Origin of the sequence: Affinundibacterium nitidum, assembly GCF_014284155.1 — a bacterium.
In the GTDB taxonomy this organism is placed as follows: domain Bacteria; phylum Pseudomonadota; class Gammaproteobacteria; order Burkholderiales; family Burkholderiaceae_D; genus Undibacterium; species Undibacterium nitidum.
Genome location: NZ_JACOFZ010000001.1, coordinates 1,459,648 through 1,484,533, shown reverse-complemented (window position 1 = coordinate 1,484,533; position 24,886 = coordinate 1,459,648). Strand labels below are relative to the sequence as shown.

The window sequence follows — 24,886 nt, the reverse complement described above, 5'->3', positions numbered from 1 at the left end:
GCCGTTATAATGCGCGTCCTCTTTGACCTGGCCATCAGCTCAAATCGCTAGAAAAAATCTTGTTCGATATAAAGTGCAAGAATGGCCGGTGGTAATTGTATAAAGGACATTATTTTGTGGAAGAAAATTAAAGATCTTTTCGTCGCCAAAACTGACTCTTTGGAAGCGAATGCGATCATAATGAATGATGCAAAGATAGTAACAACTGACGACGCACAAACCGACGTAGAAGAAAGTGGTCCCAATTTGAGTGGTTTGATCCGTCAGCATCTCGCTCCTGTGCTGAGGGCTGATGGCTTCACGGGATCTGGGCGCAGTTTTCGTAAAAATCATACAGATTGGTTATTCGTTTTGACGCTAGAGACCTCAAGGGCTGGTAATGCCTTTGCTCTGCATGTGGGAATTCAGCCCAAATTTGCCCCAGATACTTTGGGTAAGCCCGTTGATCCTAAGAAGTTAAAAGTGCAACTGTGCGAATTCCGGCGCCGTATTTCATCGACTGCCAAAGACCAATGGTGGGATTTTGAAGCAACAGAAGAGAGCATGATTACTGCTCTGCAGGCGTCTGCATCGGTGTATGTGGAGCATATGCGTCCTTTAGTGCATGCCATTTGTGCGGAGCCGAGTATTTTCGCGGAAATCAGCGTTGAGAAGTTTAACGTCCAAGCCATGGGTTTTGAAGGTTTTGCTAGCGACGAAGGAAGGCTCGCCTTGGCAACAGCGCGTTATCTCGTGCTAAAGAAGCAACATGAAAAAGCACGGGCATTTGCTGAACATGGATTGCGTCACGTTGGAATTTCTGTAGGTCTGCAGCGCGACTTCGAAGAATTGTTAAACTGCTTTGAACAAGCAAAGCTTGACGATATCAACGACGCTTCCTAAGCAAGGAGCAAGGGCTCTAGCGCTGAAGAGTCCACCTTGTTGTAATTTTTGATGCCAATTGGAAAGAAAAAGTAACTGTTTAAAATCCGGTAAAAACAACAGTTTCCATACTAAATATTCAACCCTTGTGAAAAATGCCTGAATTTCCTCAGGCGTTTTACTCAAAAATCAAAAGATATCCCCAGAAAAGTAAAGGATGTTTCTGCGTGGTGCAGCGCAATACGCTAGAATGAGTCTTTAAGATCCGTCCAACGCTTTTTCAGATGAATGCTCCAGTTCAAATCACAGGCACATTTCCTCACCCTGATGCCGAGGTAGCGCAAGGTGCTGCCGCTACCCGTTTGCGTGAGATCCCTTATAACTACACCTCTTTTTCCGACCGCGAAATTGTAATTCGTTTGTTGGGCGAGGAGGCTTGGGCTCTACTTGACAATCTACGTGGTAAACGCCAGACAGGTCGTTCCGCACGTATGTTGTATGAGGTGCTCGGCGATATCTGGGTGGTAAGGCGTAACCCCTATTTGCAAGACGATATGCTGGAAAATCCCAAACGTCGTCAAGCCTTGATCGATGCTTTGAACCATCGTTTGCATGAGGTTGAAAAGCGCCGGGTCGCAACAGATAATCTGACAGCGGAAGATGCCGATCGTAGTAATTCGGTAGAAACCTTGGTCGCTGCGGCGCGTAAAGCGGTTGCAGATTTTTCTCAAGAGTTCCGCAATACCTGGGACCTGCGTAAAAAAGCGAGCAAGATGCTGGCCAAATATACGGCTAAAGACAATATCAAGTTTGATGGCTTGAGTCGTGTATCCCACGTCACCGATGCCACTGACTGGCGTGTGGAATATCCGTTCGTCGTCTTGACCCCGGATACCGAAGATGAAATGGCGGGTTTGGTGAAAACCTGTATCGCACTCGGTCTCACTATTATTCCACGCGGCGGTGGCACGGGTTACACCGGCGGTGCGATCCCATTGACGCCAATGTCAGCGGTAATTAATACAGAAAAATTGGAACATCTCGGCGCGGTGGAAATGACCCGCTTGCCGGGCGTTGATCGTGATTATGCTGTGATCTATTCCGGCGCAGGTGTTGTGACGAAACGTGTTTCTGATGCGGCCGATAAAGCCGGTTTTGTGTTTGCGGTGGACCCAACTTCAGCAGAAGCCTCCTGTATAGGCGGCAATGTCGCGATGAATGCCGGTGGTAAGAAAGCAGTATTGTGGGGCACAGCCCTCGACAATTTGGCTTCATGGCGCATGGTTGATCCGAACGGTGATTGGTTGGAAGTGACGCGCCTCGAACACAATCTCGGCAAAATTCACGACGTCGAGCTGGCTAAATTTCAATTAGAGTGGACACATCCCGGCGAGAAGAGACCATTCAAGACCGAACTCTTGCAAATTCCTGGCCGCACCTTCCGCAAAGAAGGTCTGGGTAAGGACGTTACTGACAAGTTTTTAGCAGGTCTGCCTGGCGTACAAAAAGAAGGCTGCGACGGCTTGATCACATCGGCACGTTGGATCTTGCACCGCATGCCGAAATTCACCCGCACCGTCTGTCTCGAATTTTTCGGTCAAGCGCGTGATGCGATTCCAAGCATTGTTGAAATTAAAGATTACCTTGATGGTGAAACCAAAAAAGGCGGTGCGATTCTGGCTGGCCTTGAACATTTGGATGAACGTTATTTGAAGGCCGTTGGTTACACGACGAAATCAAAACGTGGCGTAATTCCGAAGATGGCCCTGTTTGGTGATATCGTTGGTGACGATGAAAATGCAGTAGCGCAAGCGGCTTCAGAAGTGATCCGCATTGCGAATACGCGTGTCGGTGAAGGTTTCGTCGCGGTCAGCCCTGAAGCACGTAAAAAATTCTGGTTAGATCGCGCTAAAACAGCGGCGATTTCGAAGCACACCAATGCCTTTAAGATTAATGAAGATGTGGTGATCCCGCTTGATCGCATGGGTGAATACACCGACGGTATCGAGCGTATCAACATCGAATTGTCGATTCAAAACAAGCTGGCCTGCGCTAAGGCATTGCAAGATTTTGTGGTGCGAGGCAATTTACCTCTTGGTAAGAGTGAAGATGCGGACGGCGATGATATCCCAGCGGCAGAGTTGTTGGAAGATCGGGTAGCGCAAGCAACACAGTTATTGAATGAAGTCACTGCTCGTTGGACTTATATTCTTGAGCATCTTGATCAACCACTCAGTGAGGCTCGGGCAGAGCTGGTGCGCTTGGGTCTCGATAAACTTGATTTCGTTTTCGAGCAGCGTTTGCAAACGCAAGCGAATGCGACTTTGTTTAATGTCGTACAAGACCGCACCATTCGTATTTCTTGGAAAACCGAAGTACGTGCTTTGCTACGTCAGATCTTCAACGGTGCTGCTTTCAAGTTAATTTTGGAAGAGTGCACGGCAATTCATAAACGCGTATTGCGCAGTCGCGTGTTCGTTGCTTTGCATATGCATGCGGGTGACGGCAATGTCCATACGAATTTGCCAGTTAACTCTGACGACTACGAAATGCTGCAAGTGGCGCATCACGCTGTTGCACGCATCATGGTCTTGGCGCGTTCGCTCAATGGCGTGATTTCCGGCGAACATGGCATCGGCATTACCAAGTTGGAGTTTTTGACCGAAGACGAAATCAAAGACTTCCGCTCCTACAAATTGCGCATTGATCCTGAAGGTCGTTTCAATAAGGGCAAACTCTTGAATTTGCCTGAATTTGCTGCGGATTTGCGCAATGCATATACGCCATCCTTTGGTTTGATGGGGCATGAATCCTTGATCATGCAACAAAGCGATATCGGTGCGATTGCCAATAGCGTTAAAGACTGTCTGCGCTGTGGCAAATGCAAACCTGTTTGCTCGACGCACGTGCCACGTGCGAATTTGTTGTACTCACCACGCAATAAAATTCTAGCGACGTCCTTGTTGGTGGAAGCCTTCTTGTACGAAGAGCAGACCCGTCGTGGCATCTCGATCAAACATTGGGATGAATTCTCTGACGTTGCTGACCATTGCACGGTCTGTCATAAGTGTGTGAACCCTTGCCCGGTCGATATCGATTTTGGCGATGTATCGATGAACATGCGCAATCTCTTGCGTAAGATGGGACAGAAGAAATTTAACCCAGGCACAAGCGCTGCAATGTTCTTCTTGAATGCGACCGACCCCGCGACCATCAATGCCACGCGTCAGGTGATGATGGGTTGGGGCTATAAAGCACAACGCTTGGGCAATGATTTGCTGAAAAAGTTTGCGAAGTCGCAGACCAAAGCACCACCTGCCACTGTCGGAAAAGCGCCGATCAAAGAGCAAGTGATTCACTTTATTAATAAGAAAATGCCAGGCAATCTGCCGAAGAAAACCGCACGTGCCTTGTTGGATATCGAAGACGATAAAGTTATTCCTATCATTCGCAATCCGCAAACGACAACGGCTGATACGGAAGCGGTGTTCTACTTCCCGGGCTGTGGTTCGGAGCGTTTGTTCTCGCAAGTCGGTTTAGCGACACAAGCGATGTTGTGGAATGTCGGCGTACAAACGGTGCTGCCACCGGGTTATCTATGCTGCGGTTACCCGCAACGTGGAGCAGGGCAGTTCGACAAAGCTGAGAAGATGATGACCGATAATCGAGTCTTGTTCCATCGCATGGCTAATACACTCAATTATCTCGATATCAAAACCGTCGTGGTTTCATGTGGTACTTGCTATGACCAGTTGGCGACCTACGAGTTCGACAAAATTTTCCCGGGCTGTCGCATCATTGATATCCACGAATTCTTGATGGAGAAAAATGTCAAACTCGAGGGCGTAACAGGGACTCGTTATATGTATCACGAGCCTTGTCATAATCCGATGAAATTGCAAGAGTCAGGTAAGACCATCAATAGTTTGATTACGACATCCGACAATGTGAAAATCGAAAAGAATGATCGTTGCTGTGGTGAGTCAGGTACATTTGCAGTCGGTCGCCCTGATATCTCGACTCAGGTGCGTTTCCGTAAAGAAGAAGAAATGAATAAGGGCGCAGATAAATTGCGTCAAGATGGCTTCACTGGAGACGTTAAGATCCTGACTTCCTGCCCATCCTGCTTGCAAGGACTTTCGCGCTATAACGACGATACCTCAACGCAAGCTGACTACATTGTGGTTGAAATGGCGCGTCATATTCTTGGTGAAAATTGGATGCCTGAGTATGTGGCGAAAGCGAACAACGGTGGTATTGAACGGGTCTTGGTGTAATGATGACGCAAGTATGTGAACTCTGCACCGTCGATGGCGGTGAGGTCATCGTCAACACCACACAACTTCGTGTGGTGCTAATTGATGATGCGAATTACCCAGGTTTTTGTCGGGTGATTTGGAATGCCCATGCCAAGGAAATGACTGATCTCCCGATCAGCGATCGTTCCAGCTTGATGCAAGCGGTGTGCAAAGTGGAGCAGGCAGTACGTGATGTGATGCAGCCGCATAAAATCAATCTTGCGAGTTTGGGGAACATGGTGCCACACCTGCATTGGCACGTGATCCCGCGTTATCTTGATGATGCGCATTTCCCTAACCCGATCTGGGCGAACGCTGACAGATCTTCACTAGACATAGACGCAAAACGTGCTTTGCTGCCCACATTGCGTGCGCAGATTCAGAGTATGTTTGCGATCTGATATTTTCTGATAATGTGATGAGCCAACTACCTCCACCAATTACCAAAACTGTCCAAGCAAGCTCGATTAACGCGCGAACGGTATCACGCTGCTTAGAGATTGGTTTCGATGACGGTGCAAATTTTACGATTCCATTTGAATTGATGCGCGTGTATTCGCCATCTGCTGAAGTGCGCGGACACGGCGAGGGCCAAGAAGTTTTGCAAGTTGGCAAAAGGCTGGTCAGTGTTACAGGGATTGAACCGGTTGGTCATTACGCGATTAAACTGTTATTCACAGATACCCATGAAACCGGCATTTTCACTTGGCCCTATCTGTATTGGCTGGGGCAAAATCAAGACCTACTATGGGGCGACTACTTAGCGCGTTTGCATGCAGCTGGGTATGCGGGTGAAAGCGGGCGCGATGCTGAACCACCAGTCATAGGCAAGTCATCCTGCGGGAGCAGGTAATATCTACGTTAACAAATTCAAAAAATTACCGCAGAAATTTTGCGGAAAATCACCTTTGAGCGGGCGCGAAATTGCGATTCCGCTCTATAATCCCGCCTGAATTAAGAAATTGCCGTTTTGGATGCTGAGCACCATCATGTGCTTAGCAAGAAAGCAAGGGAATCGCATGAGCGAACAAGCTAATAGCAGTACTCACACTACTCACTTTGGTTATGCCACTGTCGCAGAGGAAGAAAAAGTCCATAAAGTGGCTGAGGTTTTCCATTCCGTAGCAGCGAAATATGATGTTATGAATGATTTGATGTCAGCTGGCTTGCATCGAGTTTGGAAGGTTTTCACTATTGCTCAAGCCGGGATACGACCAGGCTTTAAGGTACTTGATATCGCGGGTGGCACTGGCGATCTCGCGAAAGAATTTGTCAAACAAGCGGGTAAGAGCGGTGAAGTGTGGCATACCGATATCAATGAGTCTATGTTACGTGTGGGACGTGATCGGCTCTTGAATAAGGGCTTGATTACCCCAACCTTATTGTGTGACGCAGAGAAATTGCCGTTTCCTGATAATTATTTTGACCGCGTGAGTGTGGCGTTTGGATTACGTAATATGACGCACAAAGATCAAGCACTCAAAGAGATGCAAAGGGTCTTGAAGCCAGGCGGCAAATTGCTGGTGTTGGAGTTTTCCAAAGTACCAGAGGCATTGCAGAAGCCTTACGATTTGTATTCTTTTAAGGTTTTGCCATGGTTAGGTCAGAAGATCGCAAACGATTCAGATAGCTATCGTTATTTGGCCGAATCGATTCGTATGCACCCTGATCAAGAAACACTGAAGGGAATGATGCAAGAAGCAGGTCTAGAACGAGTTGAGTATTTTAATTTGACCGCTGGTGTAGCAGCTTTACATACGGGCATTAAGGTTTAAGGTTTAGAGGAAATCTAAACCATTCGATTTTGTCGTAAATTTGGTTTTACAGGAGATTTACATGAAACACATTTTGTTGAGTATCGCTTTATTGTTTGGTGCAATGACTATGGTTATTGCGGACGCAGATGCCCAACGTATGGGCAAACGTGGTTCATTTGGCCGTCAATCGAATAATGTCACGCAAAAGGCGCCGGCGGCAACACCGGGTGCACCGGTTAACCCCGCAGCTGCGGCAAAACCAGGTGCGCCAAATGCAGCAGCTCCGATCCCACCGAAGAAACCAGGTTTGCCTTGGAAAGGTATTATTGGTGGCTTGATTGGTGGTGCGTTATTGGCTGGCTTGTTCTCATCACTGGGTATGGGCGGTGCTTTGGCGAGCGCATTGGGTTCTATCGTGACGTTCGCGCTAATTGGATTTGCCATTTTCTTCTTATACCGTTTGTTCACAAGAAAGAAAGATGCTGGCGCGCCATCGATGTTTAATCAACAAACGCCACAACCAGCTTATGCAGGGATGCCAAGCGATTTGGGATCTGGTCAGCGTTTCGATAATGCACCTCAAGCTTTTACACCGGCCTCGGTAAGTACTGCGAATTTGAACGAAGCGCCAGCAAATCAGGCGACATGGCAGATCCCTGCGGATTTCGACGTGGCGGGTTTCTTGCGCCATGCTAAATCTAACTATATTCGTTTGCAGGCTGCGTGGGATCGCAGTGATATCAACGATATTCGCGAATTTACCTCACCAGAAATGTTTGCTGAAATGAAGTTGGAATTGCAAGATCGTGGTACCACTAAGAACGAAACCGATGTGGTCACCTTGGAAGCTGAGTTACTGGGCGTTGAGACTCAAGCCTACGACTACTTAGCAAGTGTGAAATTCACAGGCACGATCAAAGAAGGCGGGGCGGCAAATGCCGAACCATTCGCCGAAGTATGGAACTTGGCAAAGCCAATCAATGGTCAGTCTGGATGGGTGTTGGCTGGTATTCAACAACTCAATTAAGTGTTTGAATCGGTTTGTTGCACCATCAAATTTTGCGATGAAACAAGCTTGATTTGATCGGAACTAAGGCGAAAACCGGGTTTGCTGTTAAACTAAGAACCGCGCATACATCATGCGCGGTTTTTTTATTTGAGTACCATGATTTCTACATCCTTCGTTTTGTTCGTGAACCATTTATTGGCGAAAGAGCCATGGGCACGTGAACGCCTTCAACTGCATGCAAACAAGCTTGTTTGTGTTGATCTTGAGCTTGTTCAATTACGTGCCAATATTGGGGCGGATGGTTTGTTGCAAGCCGCCGATACGAACACTACTCCAGCAAACGTTAGTCTGCGTATCAAGCCAGCGGATTTGCCGTTAATTGCACAAGACCCCAAGAAGGCTGTCTCCTATGTCAAAATCGACGGCGATGCGGACTTGGCCAATGTAATTTCGGGCTTGAGCCAAGATTTGCGTTGGGAGGCAGAAGAAGATTTGGCCAAACTCTTTGGAGATATCACCGCTAGCCGTATGGTCAGCAGCGGCAATGCAGTGCGCGAACATTTACAACGTACTCACCAAAGCCTCAAGGAGAATTTTGCTGAGTACTTCTTAGAAGAGAACCCAATGTTAGTGCGTCCACAAGCGGTGGAAGCATTTGCAACTCAGGTTGTTAAAACTCGTGATGATGTGGAACGTCTGATGAAAAGAATTGAACGTCTGGAAAAAGCGAAAGTGCAGAAATGATTTTAAATTCCCTACGTTTGTTTAAAATTGTTCGTATCGTCTTGCAATATGGCATAGACGAAATTGCGATGTCGGGTTTGCGTGTGCCGCGCACAGCGAAGTTTATTCAAACGGTGTTGTTCTGGCGCGATCTTTCCGCACCTCGCGGCGAGCGCTTGCGTCGCGCGCTCGAAGAGTTAGGACCTATTTTTGTCAAGTTTGGCCAGGTATTATCGACACGTCGTGATCTGATGCCACCCGACGTAGCGGATGAGCTCGCTTTATTGCAAGACCGCGTGCCGTCGTTTGATCCTGATTTGGCAGTCGCTCAAATTACCAAATCACTGGGTGCACATCCGGATCAATTGTTCGCTAGTTTTGAGCGCATTCCTGTCGCTTCGGCTTCGATAGCACAGGTTCACTTTGCTACGCTCAAAGATGGTCGTGAAGCGGCGGTCAAGGTTCTCCGCCCAGGAATGAAAGAAACAATTGATCGCGATGTGGCCTTGATGAAAATCGCCGCTGGTTGGTTAGAGTTTCTATGGGCGGATGGAAAACGTCTTAAAGCCAAAGAAGTTGTCGGTGAATTCGATAAATATTTGCATGATGAACTCGATTTAATGCGTGAAGCGGCAAACGGTAGCCAGTTGCGCCGTAATTTTGCTGATTCCGATTTGCTGATCGTCCCTGAAATGTATTGGGATTATTGTTCACCTTCTGTGATTGTGATGGAACGCATGCGTGGCATCCCAATTTCACAAACCGAAAAACTTAAAGAGGCTGGCGTTGATCTGGGCAAGCTATCGCGTGATGGCGTGACGATTTTCTTTACGCAAATCTTTCGCGATGGTTTCTTTCATGCCGATATGCATCCGGGGAACATCTTGGTGTCGACCGATCCAGCGACGCTAGGCCGCTACATTGCACTCGATTTCGGCATCGTAGGCACGCTTAATGACTACGATAAAGATTATCTGTCACAGAACTTCCTTGCTTTCTTTCGTCGCGATTATAAGCGTGTCGCTGAGGCTCATATTGAATCAGGTTGGGCACCAAAAGAAACGCGCGTCGACGAACTAGAAGCGGCTGTACGTGCATGTTGTGAACCCATTTTCGATCGTCCCTTGAAAGATATTTCATTTGGTCAGGTCCTTTTACGTTTGTTCCAAACTTCACGTCGCTTTAATGTTGAGGTTCAACCGCAATTAGTCTTGCTGCAAAAAACCTTGTTGAATATCGAAGGCTTGGGCCGTCAGTTGGACCCCGAACTTGATTTGTGGAAGACTGCCAAACCCTATCTTGAACGTTGGATGAGCGAGCAAGTTGGTTGGCGTGGGTTGATGGATAAACTACGTGCTGAAGCACCGCGTTACAGTCAAATTTTCCCCCAGTTACCGCGCCTTGCGCATCAAGCGCTGACTCGAGCAGCGGAAGGTAGCCATCAAGAACATTTATTGGCCACGCTATTGGCTGAGCAAAAGGCGACTAATCGTTTGTTAAAGGGAATGCTGACGATAGTGCTTGGTATTGCGATCGGCGTGATTGGCTGCCTCATTTATCTGAAGTTTCCTTGGCATTGATCTATTGAAGTGAGCGTGATGGACTTTGCCACTAGAAATCCACTTGATTCAGCGTTCTGGGACGAACGTTTTGATAAAGGCTTTACACCTTGGAACCGTGGTGCCGTGCCGCAGAATTTGCAGCGTTATGCAGAAGCTACGTCGGAACAAACGGATGGCAACGGTCCTGTCTGTTTAATCCCTGGTTGTGGCCATGCTTATGAACTCGATTTCTTGATGAATTCAGGTTGGCAAGTGACAGCAATTGATTTTTCTCCGGCGGCTGTCGCCACAGCGCAAGCACTTTTTCCCAGACACGCAGCGGCGATCTTGCAAGCGGACTTCTTCGAATATCGTCCAGCATCAAGACTTGAATGTATTTACGAACGCGCTTTCTTTTGCGCACTTCCTCCTGAACGAAGAGCTGCTGTAGTGCAGCGTTGGGCGGAGTTGTTAAAGCCAGGTGGTGTGGTTTTTGGTTTTTTCTTTATCGATGAGGATGCCGGTGATCGTCCTAAAGGACCGCCATTCCGCATTAGGAAAACACAGCTCGAAGCATTGATGGATGTGCAGTTTGAACGAATCGAGGATGCTGAAGTGAGCGATTCTTTAGCGGTCTTTGAAGGAAAAGAACGCTGGCAAATTTGGCGTCGTCGCTAGTACCTAAAAAATTAGAGAATAAAAAAGGCGCAGAAGTTTGAACTTCTGCGCCTTTTTTTATCGGTACATCGATTACCAAATACTGATACGTTTACCTGGCTCTACGTACATCTTGTCGCCAGGCTGTACTTTGAATGCTTCATAAAATGCAGGTAAGTTGGTTAATGGGCCATTCGCACGGAACATGGCAGGTGAGTGTGGGTCGGTCGCGATCAAGCGGATCGTTTCGTTGTCACGTGCTTTGCCACGCCAAACTTGCGCCCAGCCCAAAAATACTCGTTGATTGCCCGTAAAACCATCGATTACAGGTGCCTTCTTGCCGTTCAAAGAGATCTGATAGGCTTTGAATGCAATGGCCAAACCGGAGTTGTCTCCAATGTTTTCGCCTAAAGTCAATTTCCCATTAACCTTATAACCTTCGAGTGGGCTGTACGCATTGTATTGTTCAACCAAAGCATCAGTGAGTTTCTTGAAGTTGGCTTTATCTTCTGCTGTCCACCAGTCGCGCAAATTGCCATCGCCGTCGGATTGGCTGCCGGAGTCGTCAAAACCATGACCGATTTCGTGACCAATTACTGCACCGATACCACCGTAATTGACCGCATCATCCGCATCAGGATTAAAGAATGGTGGGCGTAAGATGGCTGCAGGGAAGACGATTTCGTTCTGACGTGGGTTGTAGTAGGCATTCACTGTTTGCGGGCTCATACCCCATTCAGCACGATCCACCGGCTTACCTAAACGGTCGAGCATTCTTTGATAATTGAAGGCACGAGTCGCACGTACGTTAGCGACCAAATTGTCGCGTGTGATTTCCAACTTGCTGTAGTCGCGCCATTTATCTGGGTAGCCAATTTTCGGTGTGAACTTAGCTAATTTTGCTAAAGCCTCTTTCTTAGTTTCCGCACCCATCCATGGCAGCGTTTCTATGCTTTGTTTATAGGCGAGCAAGAGATTGTTGACCAATTCTTGCATACGGGCCTTACTCGATGCTGGAAAGTGTTTTTCCACGAACAGTTGGCCCAATGCTTCAGACAAACTTTCTTCGACACGTGCGACACCACGTTTCCAACGTGGTTGGTTCTCAGGAATGCCACGTAAAGTGATACTTGAGAAGTTGAAATCTTGGTCAACAAAGCGCTTGCTCAGTAGCGGTGCATACGCATTCAACAAACGCCATTTGAAATAGGTTTGCCAGACATTAACTGGAGTGTCATCAATCAATTTAGCGAAGCCAGTTAGATAGCTTGGTTGGCGCACGATAACGTAGTCTACTTTTCCACCTGTACCATTGGCGGCGAAATACGCGTTCCAGTCAAAGTTGCCAAGTAATTCGCCAAGCTTTGCGACCTCGACTTTGTTGTACGTCTTCACCGGATTACGGTTTTCGACATTGCTCCATTGGATCTTCGCGATCTCTGTTTCTAAGGCCAAGATGGCAGCCGCACCTTGAGCTGGGTTTTCTATTCCACCCATGCCCAACATTTTTTCCAGATGGACCAAGTAGGCTTCACGTACCGCTTTGAATTTAGCGTCATCGAGTTTGAGATAGTATTCGCGGTCAGGCAAACTCAAGCCACCTTGGCCGACTGACACAGCGTATTTGGAAGAATCTTTCGCATCTTGCGTGACGCCAGCGCCAATGGGCATGCCGACGCCAATACGCGCCATATGTGCCATTGCTAAAGGTAATTGCGATTTGTCTCTAATTTTATCGAATAGTGCAAAGTCAGCTTGTAAAGGTTGAATATCGGCAGCTTCGATTTTAGCTTCGTCCATGAAGCTACTGTACATATCGGCGATTTTTTGTTGATTGCTACCTGCTTTTAAATCTTTGCGCTGCGCCAGTTCTTGAATAATATCTCGGCTTTGATTGAGCGCTAATTCCGCTAAGGCGTCAAATGAGCCTGTGCGGCCTTTGTCTGCCGGAATTTGCGCAGTATCTAACCACTTGCCTGCGGTATAGCGGAAGAAGTCGTCTTGCGGGCGAACCTTGCTGTCAATCCATTGCAATTCGATGCCCGACTCCATTTTTTTTACTGACTTATGATTGGCTGCGACCTTCTTGGCCTGTATTTCTTTTTCTGCAGCAATTGACATCGCAGGCACAGCGCTGCTCGCCATAAAAAGACCTGAGATCATCAGGCTGAGGGTACTTCTTAAAAATGCTGGTCGCATAGTGTCCTCTTTCACTTATAGGAATTGTCGATTTGTTTGTTGATCTATTTGCCACATCAAATTGCACCTGTCACAGATGCTTAACCGATATGTGTGCGAGTCTAGTTCACGTTAAAGCTTGCCTCTACATTTGGGGGGGGCAGCATAGTTTTCTAGCATCTCCAATATGACAGTCGTGTCTTGCACTAGTTCCTAAGTTTATCGATTTTATGCTCGTGTTTTCATATACTTGAGATAAAAAAAGACCTCAAGTTTCCTTGAGGTCTTTCTTTTACAACTTAAGTTCTACAACTTAGATGTTCAATTTTTAAACTTCAAAAATTAGAACTTCATGTTGCCTACAACGTAGAACTGACGACCCAATGGATCTGTGTAGCGACCGTCGTAACCCAATTGGTTACCACCACCTTCAATACGTTGAGAGAATGGTGGATCTTGGTTGAACAAGTTCTTGATACCAGCAGTCAACGTCAGAGTTTTGCTGAAGTTGATTTTGGACTGCCAATCAACTGTCACATAACGTTTAACTGTGCGTTCTACGCCAACGTAATCTCCAGGCGTACCATCAGCATTCACCGCGCGTACTGCGCCATCATCCGCTGTAATTACAGAGTCTTTGTAATTGTGGTGATATCCGAGTGTCGCTGTATGTGTATAACGATCAGATGCTTTCCAGATTGCAGCCAAGCGGGAAATGATTTTGAAAGTTACGTCATTGTACTTGTTGAACTTACCAACGCTCTTCTCAACAGCATCACCTTTGATACCTGAATCAAGGTCAGCTTTCAACATGTAAGTACCTGTCCAGTTGAGAGTGACTTTACCCATGGATGTATCCATACGGAAAGAGTGATCCCAGTCGATACCTTGGAACTTCGCATTTGCCAAGTTAAATGGTGTCAATGTTGCTGCCAAAACGTCTTGCTTTTGGATTGGATCGTAGTATGCAGAGAACAACGCAGCATATTTCACTGGGTTCAAGAACACTTCAGATTGAGACAAAGTCTTGATCTGATCTTTCAATTGAACATTCCAGAAATCGAAGCCAACAGAGATATTAGATACTGGTTCGATACGGAAACCCATAGTCCATTGTGTGGATTTTTCTGGTTTCAATGCTGTTGAACCAGTGCTGGAGTTACCACCAGACAAGAGGTTGTATTCAGCAGTGCCGTTACACAATGGCAACAATGGGCCAGAAGTGATTGGGCATGGGAAGAAGTTAGAAGAACCACCGTTGGAGATTGGTTGTGTGATCGCGCCCATGGATGGAGCTTTGAAGCCAGTACCATAAGATGCACGCAACAACATGCTGTCAGTTGGACGGAACGCGCCAGACAACTTGTAAGTTGCAGAGCTTTGTTTTGTACCTTGAACAGCTGGTGCTAACAAATTACCTTGGTCATCGAAGTTCTTCGCGTTTTTCACAGCGTCATAGCTGTCATAACGTGCTGCGAATGTTGTTTCGAAGTTCTTTGCCAATGGCATGTACAATTCACCAAACGCACCCCAGCTCTTACGTGAGCTATCTACTGGCAACGCACCTGTACCACCACCAACGTTAGTGTCAGTCCAGTTTGGTTGTTGTTTGTTTGGACCCTGAGCGATTGGGCTCGGATCGTCAACATATGTCTGTCTCATTGCATCAAGACCCAAACCGAGGCTTGAGCTACCACCAGCCATCTTGAACAACTCTTTAGATGCACGGAAGTTCAATACGTTGATTTGTGATGTCGATGTGTCCAAAACTTGCTTCAGAACCGCTGGAGCCAATGCAGCTTTTGTTGCTGCAGTTGGTGGTAAGAATGGGTTCCATGCACCTGACTTGATCAAAGCATCTAATTTTTCGCCAGATGTGTAACCAGCTACTGCATTATCGATCGCTTTGTTTTCAGAGAAGATGTAAGAAGTGTTGTAATCCCAACCGAACATTGAGCCTTCAAAGCCTGTTGCCAAATGTTTGGATTCAGTTGCCCAGCCGTCAGTACGACCACCAGCATCAACTAAACGCAAAGTCATTGTTGCGCGAGTGATTTTTGTTGGGTCACCGTACAGTTTTGCGTACGCTGGAGCGATTGTGTTTTTCCACAATGCACTGTTCAGGTCAATACCCAAAGGTTGTGCTGGAGGTGCAAAACGCGCTGTGCTTGTGAACTTAGTGAACATACCTTCAGCGAAGAAACGTGTGTCGTCATTGATATTGACATTCACGTTCGTCAAGAAGCTATCACGCTTCAGTTCTGGCAACATTTGAACAGTTGCGCCGTAGTTAAACAAGCAACGACGACCAACTTGGAACGTGTTGTTTGCTGGGCAGTTACCGTTTACCGCGAGGTATGGGTTGAAGTTAGAAACCGTGCCGCCAGTCAAGTTCACGTTGCCTGGGATGGAGTTACTACTCAACATGTACATTGTGTAGTTTTTGCCTGCTTCTTTAAATGGTGTTACGCCGCCTTTAGCTGCGAATTCACGATCAGATGCATTCAATTCAGCTTGTTCGTCGTGGCTGTATGCCAACAAAACGTTGTAGCCATCAGAATTCAAATCACCAAAGCCTTTAGACAAAGCGAAGTTTGTGGTTTTGCCTTTGGAAGATTCTTGTGGTGTGCTGTATGTGAACTCAACGTTGAAGTCTTTTTGATTTTTCTTCAATACGAAGTTAACAACACCTGCGATCGCATCTGAACCGTACAATGCAGATGCACCGTCAGTCAAAATTTCAACGCGTTCAACAGCTGACAAAGGAATACTTGCCAAGTTAACTGTAGAACCTGTCGTAAATGGAGCAACGCGACGGCCGTTCAACAATACCAAAGTATAGTTGTCGCCGATGCCGTGGATGGAAGCTGTTTGTGTACCACCGCCACCACCGTTAATAGATGTGGAAGATGTAACGAAACCTTGCATAGATGGCAAAGTAGCGATCAAATCAGCAGCAGTTGTAGCGCCAGATTGTTCGATTTGTGCTTTTGACAAAGTTTGAACTGGCAATGCGCCTTCAACTTGTACACGTTTAATAGAAGAACCTGTGATTTCGATACGTTGTGGTGCTGCATCTTGTGCGAACGCAGGTTGTGCGATTGCGCCCATACCCATCACGACGCCGCTTGCAAACATCAGGCGCACTGATCGGGATAAGATTTTTTCTACCATGTTGACTTCCTCCAGTGATTGAACAACAAAATTAGCTTTTAAAAAATTTCTTGTATTTTCTTAAAAACATATCCGGAAATGCATTTCCTTTTGGGAAACAGAACTTCGATATCGACTGTTTGTTCACTGCTTTGGACTTTTGGAAAAGAATCGAAGTCTCAATTGAATTTTCCAAAGGTGGGTACAGCGTAAAAAAGTGTTATCTAATTTGCCCTGAAAAAACATTCACCTCGAATGAAAACATTTGAGGCTAGACAGTGTCAAGCTAGCAAATGTTGCAAAAGTTTGAAAAACAACAGTGAAATCTTAGTGCCAGATGCATACCAGTTAACATTCATCCACGATATATTGGTAATTATTTTTTATACAAATATTGCGTTTGCATGCACCTGCTTTTTTATACGCTGAAAGGCGCATTTCTCGAAATATTATTCTACGATTCCTTGTTTTTCCCTTTGTAAATTAGTGAGTAATTTACATTTCAGCATCTCACCTGAACGATGTTGCAGACGCGCAATTTAGTTGATTTAGTGAAATGTTTTCATTCGCTCAGGATCAATGAAAAAAATAAATTTTTTAGGAAATATTGTTGCGTCATTTTTACAACAAACTATGGTTGTATTGGCTATATTCGTTCGCTTGATCTCTCGCTGTATCGAGATAGATTTGGGAAGTGTAAGGGGAGATTAGAAGTCGTACATTGGGCAAAGAGATGCGGCAAAGCGTTCAGATTGATTTCCCTTGAGCAGTAAAAATGATGGAATTATTGCAATGCAAAAAGAAACGGCACCATGTTGGTCAACATCGTGCCGTTGGGATGGTGAAAGCAGGTTTATAGTTCGGTGCGTATCGAAAAAAGTTCGGGGAATAGCACAACGTCCAACATTTTACGTAAATAGCTAACACCAGCGGTGCCGCCAGTGCCCGTTTTGAAGCCAATAATACGCTCAACCGTGGTGACGTGACGGAAGCGCCAAATGCGGAATGATGTTTCCATATCAACTAGTTTTTCTGCCAATTCGTAATAAGCCCAATGCTGTTCCGGGGCTTGGTACACTTTCTGCCATGCACGTTTAACGGATTCGTTAGAACAAACGGTTTTGGTCCAATCGAGTTGTAGGCGCTCCTGGTCTATATCGAATCCATTGCGTGCCATATACATAATAGCTTCATCATAAATCGAGGGTGAGTGCAGTGCTGCATTCAATGTTTCGTGAATCTCTGTTTTACTCTCGTGAACGCTGAGTAGATTGGCGTTCTTATTGCCAAGTAAATATTCCAATTCACGGTATTGATGCGATTGAAAACCGGAAGAGTTTCCTAGGTAAGGACGGATTGCAGTGTATTCGCTTGGTGTCATGGTGGCGAGTACATCCCATGCGTGCACCAGTTGGTCCATGATGCGAGCAACACGTGAGAGCATTTTGAAAGCCGGCGGCAAATCACCGAGTCGAATTTGTTGGCGTACTGCGTGCAGTTCGTGCAACATCAGTTTGATCCATAGTTCGGTGGTTTGGTGCTGAATGATAAACAGCATTTCATTGTGATTCGGCGACAGAGGATGCTGCGCACTGAGAATTTGTTGCAGGCCAAGGTAGTCGCCGTAGCTCATGTCCTTACTGAAATCCATTTTGGCGCCATGCCATGACATTGGGCGTTTTTTCTCGCTGCCGTCGATTTCGCCGTTTTGCTTGTTGGACTCGTTATTCATGTTGTGATCTTTTGAGATTGAATGAGATTGAATGGCTCAAGTTACTGCATTGCGCTGCAAGTCGACTTGGTAGGACTGTTGATCAAGGATATCTCTGAGAATCTCAACGGCATCCCAAACGTCTACGAAGCGCGTGTATAGAGGTGTAAATCCAAAGCGCATGATTTCGGGTTCACGATAATCTCCAACGACACCGCGCTCGATCAGTGCTTGCACGACAGCGTAACCATGTGGATGTGTGAAGCTTGCTTGGCTACCACGCTGCTGTTGATTGCGTGGCGTGACAAGTTTGAGTGGATGATGACCACAGCGACCTTCGGCCAGGGCGATAAATAAATCAGTTAAGGCCAAAGATTTAAGGCGAATGTCGGCCATAGATGTTTGCGCAAAAATGGCGAGACCACATTCAATCATGGCCAGCGAAACGATAGGCTGTGTGCCGCATAACGCCCGACGAATGCCCTTGGTTGCTTCGAATGAAGGTGCCATTGAAAAAGGTGTCGCGTGACCCCACCAGCCACTGAGGGGATGATTGAAATGTGCTTGATGTCGTTGTGGTACCCAGATGAATGCGGGTGCGCCTGGTCCACCATTCAAATACTTGTAGCAGCAACCAACCGCGAAGTCAGCGTGCGCCGCGTTGAGGTCGACTTCTACGGCACCTGCGGAGTGCGCTAAATCCCAAATACATAGTGCACCTTGCGCATGTGCATGAGCAGTAATTGCTTGCATGTCGTGTAGGTAACCTGAACGATAGTTCACATGGGTGAGCATGACTAAGGCGGTTTCCTGATTGATGGCAGTGCTAAGTTCTTCAGGTGAGTCAACAAGGTGTAATCGGTAACCACGATCCAACCATCGTGTTAGCCCTTCCGCCATGTAAATGTCGGTCGGAAAATTGCTACGCTCGGTGACGATAGTGCGGCGTTTTGTATGTTCAGGATTGTTCACCTGTATGTCGAGAGCCGCAGCAATTGCTTTAAAGAGATTGATTGAAGTCGAATCGGTCACCACCACTTCATTTTCTTTTGCGCCGATCAAAGGCGCCAGCAAATTGCCTAAGCGCGATGGCAAATCAAACCAGCCCGCTTTGTTCCAACTTTTGATGAGATCGGTTCCCCATTCTTGCTGAATAACATCTTGCGCGCGCTGTTGTGCTGCTTTGGGCTGCGCACCCAAAGAGTTACCGTCGAGGTAGATCATGCCGTCTGGTAGAGAGAATTGTTCGCGAAGCGGAGCGAGCTTATCGTGTTGATCAAGTGCGATGCAGTCTTGCCGTGTCAATGTTGTCATGGTCTTCATCAAGTAGGTGGAGTGGTCGATCAAGAGTTAAATTACGCGCCCAGAGCAATACGCCGAACACGCCACATTTGTAAGCGTTTTAGCGCGTAAATGAAAACGAGCTGAAAACGAGCAATTAATCGCGCCTTAGTAGTGTCGAAATAGTGCAATTATTAAAAAGTAATGATGAGATATTTTATGCGCTTTTTCTTGATGTGTTCTTGCAAATTAAAGTAAAGATTCGAATCAAAGTAGAATAAATTCGTTAGAATGGTGAAAAAAATGACGGAAAATTTTGTATGCAATTAGATCCCACCGATTTGAAAATCTTAGCCTTACTCCAAGCTGATGGTCGTATCAGTAACCAAGATTTGGCTGAAAAAGTTTTCTTGTCCGCCTCATCCTGCCTGCGCCGAGTGCGTATGCTGGAAGAGAGTGGTGTCATTAGTCACTATCGAGCTGTGCTGGATCCGAACGTCATTGGCTTAGAAGTTGACGCCTTTGTACAGGTGACCATGCGGCGCGATGTCGAGCACTGGCATGAAAATTTTACTGCCGCGATACTTAGCTGGCCAGAGGTTGTGGGTACTTACATCATTACTGGTGATGCGAATTATTTGCTGCGCGTCCGAGCGCGCAATCTTAAGCATTATTCGTCATTTGTTTTGGAACGCTTATACAAAACGACAGGCGTATTGGATATTCGCTCCAATATCGTTCTGCAAATGCTCAAGGATAGCAACGATATCGCTGCTGAATTGTTGCTCGACGGTCAATAAATTTATCTCAGATACTCAGGCGCAAAAACGGAAGGCGCCGCTCAAAAAAACGACAAATTCATCAGGCAAATGTCGTACACTGTATTGCACGGTGGAAACCAACTCCCAGTAGCATTGTTTTTTTGACTCTTTCCCAAACTCGCTCAGAGTATGCAAGCAAGCCAATTCCAATCTAACATCAGTTCCTATCGCAAGCGGATATTGTGGTCGGCTGTGCTATTGAGCTTGGTATGGGTCTTCTTGATTTGGCAGTATGAAAATTTCAGTTTTCAACAGCGTACATATCAACTGATTGATCAAGAACAGAAACGTAGCAACGTCATCGCACAAGGCGTTGCTGCAGATCTGCAACGCAGCATCAAAACTATGCAGGGCGTGCCGTTCGTACTGGCGCAAAATAAACAGCTGGCACAAGCGTTAAAGTCGGTCGGAGCAGAAAAGGGCTCAAGCGAGTCAGCGATAGAGCGGAAGCAGCGCATTCGACGGCAAAATCAAGATGACCGATGGGTGGCGATTAACCAAACCCTGACTGACGCGAGGGACCATCTAGGGTTCGATTTGGCCTACGTACTTGATCGTTATGGCGATTGTTTGGCGTCGAGCGAGCAACAGCTTGGTGAATCGCTGATTGGCAATAACTATCGTGAGCGCACTTACTACAAAGCCGCGATTAGCGGTAATGCTGGTTATCAATTCGCTCTAGGGAAAACTTCAAGAACTCCTGGTTTGTATTTTTCTGCTCCAATTTATGATGGCGAGTCCATCATTGGTGTAGTCACTGCAAAGATTGATATCTCCCGCTTGGCAGAAGATATAGATTTGGCTGGCGTGTTTTTGATCGATGAAAACGGCGTCATTATTTTGGCGCAAGATAAGCAACAAGAAATGAAAGCACTACAAGCGAGTGCCGTGTTCACATTACCTTCTGAAAAACGAAAGTCCCTGTATGGAAGGGATGAATTCGCATTGCTGGAAATTCGACCTCTGACTCATAGTCAGGGCTTGGTGCAACTAGATCAATCATCAGTCGCTTATGTTATGGGAGGTGTCAAGCTTTCGGAAAAACCGCTGGAGGTGTTGCATGCCTTGGCGGTTCCGAATATTGATCACCTACATAGCGAGAAGGTGAAGACTATTGCGCTAATGGTGATCGCGGGCTGTAGTGTGATCTTGATTACCCTGTTCAGTGCGATGTATCTGTTCGAGAGTAATGAGAATCGAAAAATACTGCAAACGCAGCGAGATCGTTTGAATGAGGCGCAGCGACTAGCGGCAATGGGAAGTTGGAGTATCGATATCCAATCACAAACCGTGAATTGTTCTGATTCAGCACGCTGGTTCTTTTCAATCGAGCACAGCGACACTACGCCGAGCGTCGAAACCATTATTGCTGCCATCCATGTCGACGATAAGAGAAAAGTGCTTGAAGCGTTGCAAACAGCTATGCGAGAGCATCAAGACTTTCATATGGCGTTCAGGATTGTACGTCCTAACGATGAAGTACATTTCGTAGTCGGTGATGGTGTGTACGTACAGCACGCTGAAAGCGGTATTGAGAGCTTCGAAGGAACGATACGTGATATCACCGAGTATCAAACGCTATTGAATGCACTCGAGACCAGCGAAGCCCACTTAAAGAAAGTAATCAATTCTTGTTTAATCGGGATTATTCAGGGGCGTGAGGATGGTCGCCTTTTAGGCGCAAACGACGCGTTTGTGCAGCTTACAGGTTACGCCGAAACAACCCTGCTCGCAGGGGAAAAGCGTTGGCAAGATTTGACACCCTTATCTTTCCACGATGCTGATCAACAGGCTCTCAATAACTTGAATCTCAACGCAGTGTTGCCTGCCTACGAAAAGGAATTGATTTGTGCAGATGGTCGCGTGATTCCAGTGTTGGTAGGGATTGCACGCGTGGAAGAGAATGAGCGCGATTGGGTTGCCTTTGTATTAGATCTTTCTGAGCGTAATCGTATTAGCCGTCTGCAAGCGGAGTTTATTGCGATTGTCAGTCATGAGCTACGTACACCATTAACGTCAATTCGAGGTTCACTTGCTTTGCTGGAGAATGGCGTATTGGGCGCCTTGCCGGAAAAGGCCTTGCAGATGATCGCGGTTGCTCATCGCAATAGCAAACGGCTGTCGAATTTGGTCAACGATATTCTCGATATGGAAAAGCTGAATGCCGGAAAAATGAAATTCGACATGCATGCTGTTGACCAAGTGAGCCTACTACCTCAAGTCATTGAGGCCAATGCCGCATATGCACAAAATTTTCAAGTAGGCTTTGATCTTGAATGTGGTGTTGAGCAAGCGATGATTTGGGGCGACCCCGATCGTTTGCAACAAGTCCTGAGCAACTTGATGTCAAACGCCGCTAAATTTTCACCTGCTGGTGAGAAAGTCATATTACGTTTAGCATCGAGTGGGCCTCGTTGGCAGGTTCATGTGATTGATCGTGGCCCCGGCATTCCTGAGGAATTTCAAGCGGTGATGTTTGATAGTTTTGCCCAAGCTGATAATTCAGATACGCGCCAAAAGCAGGGTAGTGGACTGGGTTTGAAAATCTGCAAATCGATGGTCGAGTTGATGGAAGGCGAGATAAGCTTCGATACCTCGCCCACGCATGGCACCAATTTTTGGATTAGTTTTGAAAAAATCTAAACACGATGTTTAGCGTTTTTGCGGTAGACCATTTGCAGGATCGCTCGTACTATTCTTTCCAGTTTCGATATGACCCGCATAGCGCCACAGAAAATCTTTTTCCTCAGCGATTGTTACCGTAAAGTCATACCAATGCCCGCTTGTTTCGCATTCCCACTCTATCTGGGTTTGCGACTTTGATTCGAGCACGAGCTGACGATCTCCGCTGCCATAAAAGTTGTCGCGAAGTCCTATAGTATAAGTACGTTCGCTGGTGTTTCTTAGCTGAATGCTGAGCGAATTCTTGGTCAAGTTGAGAGTCGTTTTTAGTTCGAGTCGTGTGTTACCGCGACCTTGAAAGACACGCAGAAAACCATTTGGCCCATGAACTCGCAAGGCGTATTTGTCGCTACCAAAATCAATTAGTGCCCAGTTCTCAGTAAATTGATGGCCACTGCCCAATGTGTAGTACCAAGGACCTGCGTTGTGGCCTTGTGCAAACACGGTGAACGCAGCACCCGCTTTCCCTCGATTGTTGAAGTTGATTTGGAAGCCTTCATTATCATCACTGAGTTTGGCATTGACATCGTATTGATAAGGCAGCGGACGAGCGTGCTTAGTGTTGCTGTAAGCATCGGTCTCCTGGCGCACGAGTTGCTCTACGCGTGGCGTTTCGTTACTTTTCTTACCCTCGCATGAGAGCTGTGCACTTTGAATGTATTGCTGGTGCGGTGTGTCGAATAAATTTTGTGGACGCTTGGTTTCCGCTTGTGAAAAATCAAACATTGAACTGAGGTCACCGCAAATGGCGCGCCGCCAATTTGAGATGTTGGGCTCCATTACACCAAAACGCTTTTCGAGGAAGCGGATAATCGAAGTGTGGTCGAAAACCTCGGAACAGACAAAGCCACCGCGCGTCCATGGCGAGGCAATGATAAAGGGGAGACGAGCGCCTAAACCGAAGGCCTCTCCCTTACTAATTTCCCCTGCGGTACTCACCGAACTATAGCCGTCGTGCCGCGTGGCCGGAGCGACAGGCGGTAATACATGATCGAAGAAACCACCTTCTTCGTCGTAACATAAGATGAGAACGGTCTTCGCCCAGACTTCAGGATTTTCAGTCAGAACATCGAGTAATCGTGAGGTCAAAGATTCACCATAGCCTGCGGGATTTTTTTCAGGATGTTCACAGAACTTGGTGGGTGCGACGATCCATGACACTGCTGGTAGTTGTCCGCTGCGTACATCTTCAGAGAAACGATCGACCAAGGCTTGGGCATCATTCGGATTAGTATTGCGGGGTAAGCCTTTTTCATCAAGTTCATTGGTTTCGCCAGCATAAGCGCGTGCGCGCTGGTAGCGTTCTTCTTGAATCGGATCTTGGCGATTAAGGTTACGAAATTGCGGGAAGTAAGCGAGCGCATTGTCACCGAAATTATCGTATTCCTGATACACCTTCCAGCTAACTTGTTTGGCGCTTAAACGTTCGGCATAGGTAGTCCAGGTATAAGGCGATTTCCAATTCTTCTTGTCTCTCAACATGGAGCCCGTTTCATTTCCATCGTCGACATTCGATAAGGCATGGCGCCCATCTTTACCAACCGAAACACCATTTGTACCGCTAAACAGGAAAAGACGGTTGGGATCAGTCGGGCCGAACACGGAAGCATGATAAGCGTCGCCTACCGTGAAGGCATCGGCTAGCGCATAATAAAACGGCAGATCTGTGCGTGTGAGATAGCCCATACTCATGCTCGTCTTTTCTTTGACCCAGACATCGTAATGCGCCCACATCTTTTGACTGTATTTCCAGCTGTGAGGTAAGTCTTCAGGTTGGCATTGCGCGCGATCTTCGCTGGCATCACCATAGCCTTTGAGTGGGAATGGTAGCTGGTACTTGCCATTATCCATAGGTTGATACCAGACTGGTTTACCATTGCGAAGTAGGCTAGGACGCGGATCGCCAAAACCGCGAACCCCTTTTAAGGTTCCAAAATAGTGGTCAAAAGAGCGGTTCTCTTGCATGAAGATAACAACATGTTTGACGTCTTGAATCGTGCCCGTTTGTATGTTGGCAGGGATACTCAATGCCTTCGCTATACTGTCTGGTAATAGGCTGAGGCCTGCACTTGCACTGCTGGTTTGCGCTAGGCGCTTAAGGAATTGGCGACGTGTTGTATTCATCTTGGTATGCAAGCTTGCGGGCGAAATTTGCGGAATTAGTATTCACCTATTGTAAAACCAATTGAGATGCGATTTTCGTGTTTACTGTCT

The 24,886-nt window shown here is 46.8% G+C and carries 17 protein-coding genes; 12 read left to right on the top strand and 5 right to left on the bottom strand.

The window, feature by feature from the left end:
• The first annotated feature begins 114 nt into the window (after positions 1 to 114).
• The 9 genes from H8K36_RS06405 (at position 115) to H8K36_RS06365 (ending at position 10,867) form a co-directional block, all read left to right on the top strand.
• Positions 115 to 882, top strand: coding sequence for a DUF4304 domain-containing protein (locus H8K36_RS06405; RefSeq protein WP_186920441.1), 768 nt, complete (start codon positions 115 to 117; stop codon positions 880 to 882).
• A 263-nt stretch (positions 883 to 1,145) separates the two neighbouring features.
• Positions 1,146 to 5,138, top strand: a complete 3,993-nt coding sequence (locus H8K36_RS06400) for a DUF3683 domain-containing protein (protein WP_186914549.1) — start codon at positions 1,146 to 1,148, stop codon at positions 5,136 to 5,138.
• Positions 5,138 to 5,560 carry an HIT family protein gene (locus tag H8K36_RS06395; RefSeq protein WP_370587119.1) on the top strand — a complete coding sequence of 141 codons (423 nt, stop codon included), beginning with the start codon at positions 5,138 to 5,140 and terminating at the stop codon, positions 5,558 to 5,560. Before H8K36_RS06400 ends, H8K36_RS06395 begins: the two co-directional genes overlap by 1 nt.
• Positions 5,561 to 5,577: 17 nt before the next feature.
• Entirely contained in the window at positions 5,578 to 6,012 is a 435-nt protein-coding gene (locus H8K36_RS06390; protein WP_186914550.1) for a gamma-butyrobetaine hydroxylase family protein, read from the top strand.
• Positions 6,013 to 6,178: 166 nt separating this feature from the next.
• Complete coding sequence (ubiE, locus tag H8K36_RS06385) at positions 6,179 to 6,934, top strand: bifunctional demethylmenaquinone methyltransferase/2-methoxy-6-polyprenyl-1,4-benzoquinol methylase UbiE (protein WP_186914551.1); 756 nt, start codon at positions 6,179 to 6,181, stop codon at positions 6,932 to 6,934.
• Positions 6,935 to 6,995: 61 nt separating this feature from the next.
• The gene (locus tag H8K36_RS06380; RefSeq protein ID WP_186914552.1) at positions 6,996 to 7,943 is read left to right on the top strand and encodes a Tim44 domain-containing protein; all 948 of its coding nucleotides are present in this window, start codon (positions 6,996 to 6,998) and stop codon (positions 7,941 to 7,943) included.
• A 138-nt stretch (positions 7,944 to 8,081) separates the two neighbouring features.
• On the top strand, positions 8,082 to 8,669 hold the full coding sequence (locus tag H8K36_RS06375; protein ID WP_186914553.1) for a ubiquinone biosynthesis accessory factor UbiJ: 588 nt from the start codon (positions 8,082 to 8,084) through the stop codon (positions 8,667 to 8,669).
• Entirely contained in the window at positions 8,666 to 10,228 is a 1,563-nt protein-coding gene (ubiB, locus tag H8K36_RS06370) for a ubiquinone biosynthesis regulatory protein kinase UbiB (RefSeq protein WP_186914554.1), read from the top strand. The genes H8K36_RS06375 and ubiB overlap by 4 nt, the downstream gene beginning before the upstream one ends.
• 18 nt (positions 10,229 to 10,246) lie before the next feature.
• Positions 10,247 to 10,867 (top strand): methyltransferase domain-containing protein, encoded by a 621-nt coding sequence (locus tag H8K36_RS06365; protein ID WP_186914555.1) that lies wholly within the window; start codon positions 10,247 to 10,249, stop codon positions 10,865 to 10,867.
• Positions 10,868 to 10,939: 72 nt separating this feature from the next.
• Here the strand turns inward: H8K36_RS06365 and H8K36_RS06360 are convergent, their stop codons facing one another.
• From H8K36_RS06360 to kynU, 4 genes are all read right to left on the bottom strand, one after another.
• Positions 10,940 to 13,045 (bottom strand): M13 family metallopeptidase, encoded by a 2,106-nt coding sequence (locus H8K36_RS06360; protein WP_186914556.1) that lies wholly within the window; start codon positions 13,043 to 13,045, stop codon positions 10,940 to 10,942.
• A 321-nt stretch (positions 13,046 to 13,366) separates the two neighbouring features.
• Positions 13,367 to 16,198, bottom strand: a complete 2,832-nt coding sequence (locus H8K36_RS06355; protein WP_186914557.1) for a TonB-dependent receptor domain-containing protein — start codon at positions 16,196 to 16,198, stop codon at positions 13,367 to 13,369.
• Positions 16,199 to 17,030: 832 nt separating this feature from the next.
• Entirely contained in the window at positions 17,031 to 17,909 is an 879-nt protein-coding gene (gene kynA / locus H8K36_RS06350; protein ID WP_186914558.1) for a tryptophan 2,3-dioxygenase, read from the bottom strand.
• A 36-nt stretch (positions 17,910 to 17,945) separates the two neighbouring features.
• Positions 17,946 to 19,202: a kynureninase gene (gene kynU / locus H8K36_RS06345; RefSeq protein WP_186914559.1), complete on the bottom strand. Its 1,257-nt coding sequence runs from the start codon at positions 19,200 to 19,202 to the stop codon at positions 17,946 to 17,948.
• Here kynU and H8K36_RS19710 point away from each other — a divergent pair.
• The 3 genes from H8K36_RS19710 to H8K36_RS06330 all read left to right on the top strand — a co-directional run bounded on the left by H8K36_RS19710 (position 19,158) and on the right by H8K36_RS06330 (position 22,633).
• Complete coding sequence (locus H8K36_RS19710) at positions 19,158 to 19,301, top strand: IS66 family transposase zinc-finger binding domain-containing protein (RefSeq protein WP_408058386.1); 144 nt, start codon at positions 19,158 to 19,160, stop codon at positions 19,299 to 19,301. The genes kynU and H8K36_RS19710 overlap by 45 nt on opposite strands.
• A 188-nt stretch (positions 19,302 to 19,489) precedes the next feature.
• Positions 19,490 to 19,969: an Lrp/AsnC family transcriptional regulator gene (locus tag H8K36_RS06335; protein ID WP_186914561.1), complete on the top strand. Its 480-nt coding sequence runs from the start codon at positions 19,490 to 19,492 to the stop codon at positions 19,967 to 19,969.
• A 150-nt stretch (positions 19,970 to 20,119) separates the two neighbouring features.
• Positions 20,120 to 22,633 carry an ATP-binding protein gene (locus H8K36_RS06330; protein WP_186914562.1) on the top strand — a complete coding sequence of 838 codons (2,514 nt, stop codon included), beginning with the start codon at positions 20,120 to 20,122 and terminating at the stop codon, positions 22,631 to 22,633.
• A 9-nt stretch (positions 22,634 to 22,642) separates the two neighbouring features.
• Here H8K36_RS06330 and H8K36_RS06325 read toward each other — a convergent pair whose 3' ends face one another.
• Complete coding sequence (locus H8K36_RS06325) at positions 22,643 to 24,796, bottom strand: phosphocholine-specific phospholipase C (protein WP_186914563.1); 2,154 nt, start codon at positions 24,794 to 24,796, stop codon at positions 22,643 to 22,645.
• Positions 24,797 to 24,886: the final 90 nt, after the last annotated feature.

Coding starts and splice junctions, on each gene's coding strand:
- H8K36_RS06375 (WP_186914553.1), top strand. CDS start 8,082: ATGATTTCTACATCCTTCGTTTTGTTCGTGAACCATTTATTGGCGAAA.
- ubiB (WP_186914554.1), top strand. CDS start 8,666: ATGATTTTAAATTCCCTACGTTTGTTTAAAATTGTTCGTATCGTCTTG.
- H8K36_RS06400 (WP_186914549.1), top strand. CDS start 1,146: ATGAATGCTCCAGTTCAAATCACAGGCACATTTCCTCACCCTGATGCC.
- H8K36_RS06380 (WP_186914552.1), top strand. CDS start 6,996: ATGAAACACATTTTGTTGAGTATCGCTTTATTGTTTGGTGCAATGACT.
- kynU (WP_186914559.1), bottom strand. CDS start 19,202: ATGACAACATTGACACGGCAAGACTGCATCGCACTTGATCAACACGAT.
- kynA (WP_186914558.1), bottom strand. CDS start 17,909: ATGAATAACGAGTCCAACAAGCAAAACGGCGAAATCGACGGCAGCGAG.
- H8K36_RS06390 (WP_186914550.1), top strand. CDS start 5,578: ATGAGCCAACTACCTCCACCAATTACCAAAACTGTCCAAGCAAGCTCG.
- H8K36_RS06395 (WP_370587119.1), top strand. CDS start 5,138: ATGATGACGCAAGTATGTGAACTCTGCACCGTCGATGGCGGTGAGGTC.
- H8K36_RS06365 (WP_186914555.1), top strand. CDS start 10,247: ATGGACTTTGCCACTAGAAATCCACTTGATTCAGCGTTCTGGGACGAA.
- ubiE (WP_186914551.1), top strand. CDS start 6,179: ATGAGCGAACAAGCTAATAGCAGTACTCACACTACTCACTTTGGTTAT.
- H8K36_RS06335 (WP_186914561.1), top strand. CDS start 19,490: ATGCAATTAGATCCCACCGATTTGAAAATCTTAGCCTTACTCCAAGCT.
- H8K36_RS06325 (WP_186914563.1), bottom strand. CDS start 24,796: ATGAATACAACACGTCGCCAATTCCTTAAGCGCCTAGCGCAAACCAGC.
- H8K36_RS06330 (WP_186914562.1), top strand. CDS start 20,120: ATGCAAGCAAGCCAATTCCAATCTAACATCAGTTCCTATCGCAAGCGG.
- H8K36_RS06355 (WP_186914557.1), bottom strand. CDS start 16,198: ATGGTAGAAAAAATCTTATCCCGATCAGTGCGCCTGATGTTTGCAAGC.
- H8K36_RS06360 (WP_186914556.1), bottom strand. CDS start 13,045: ATGCGACCAGCATTTTTAAGAAGTACCCTCAGCCTGATGATCTCAGGT.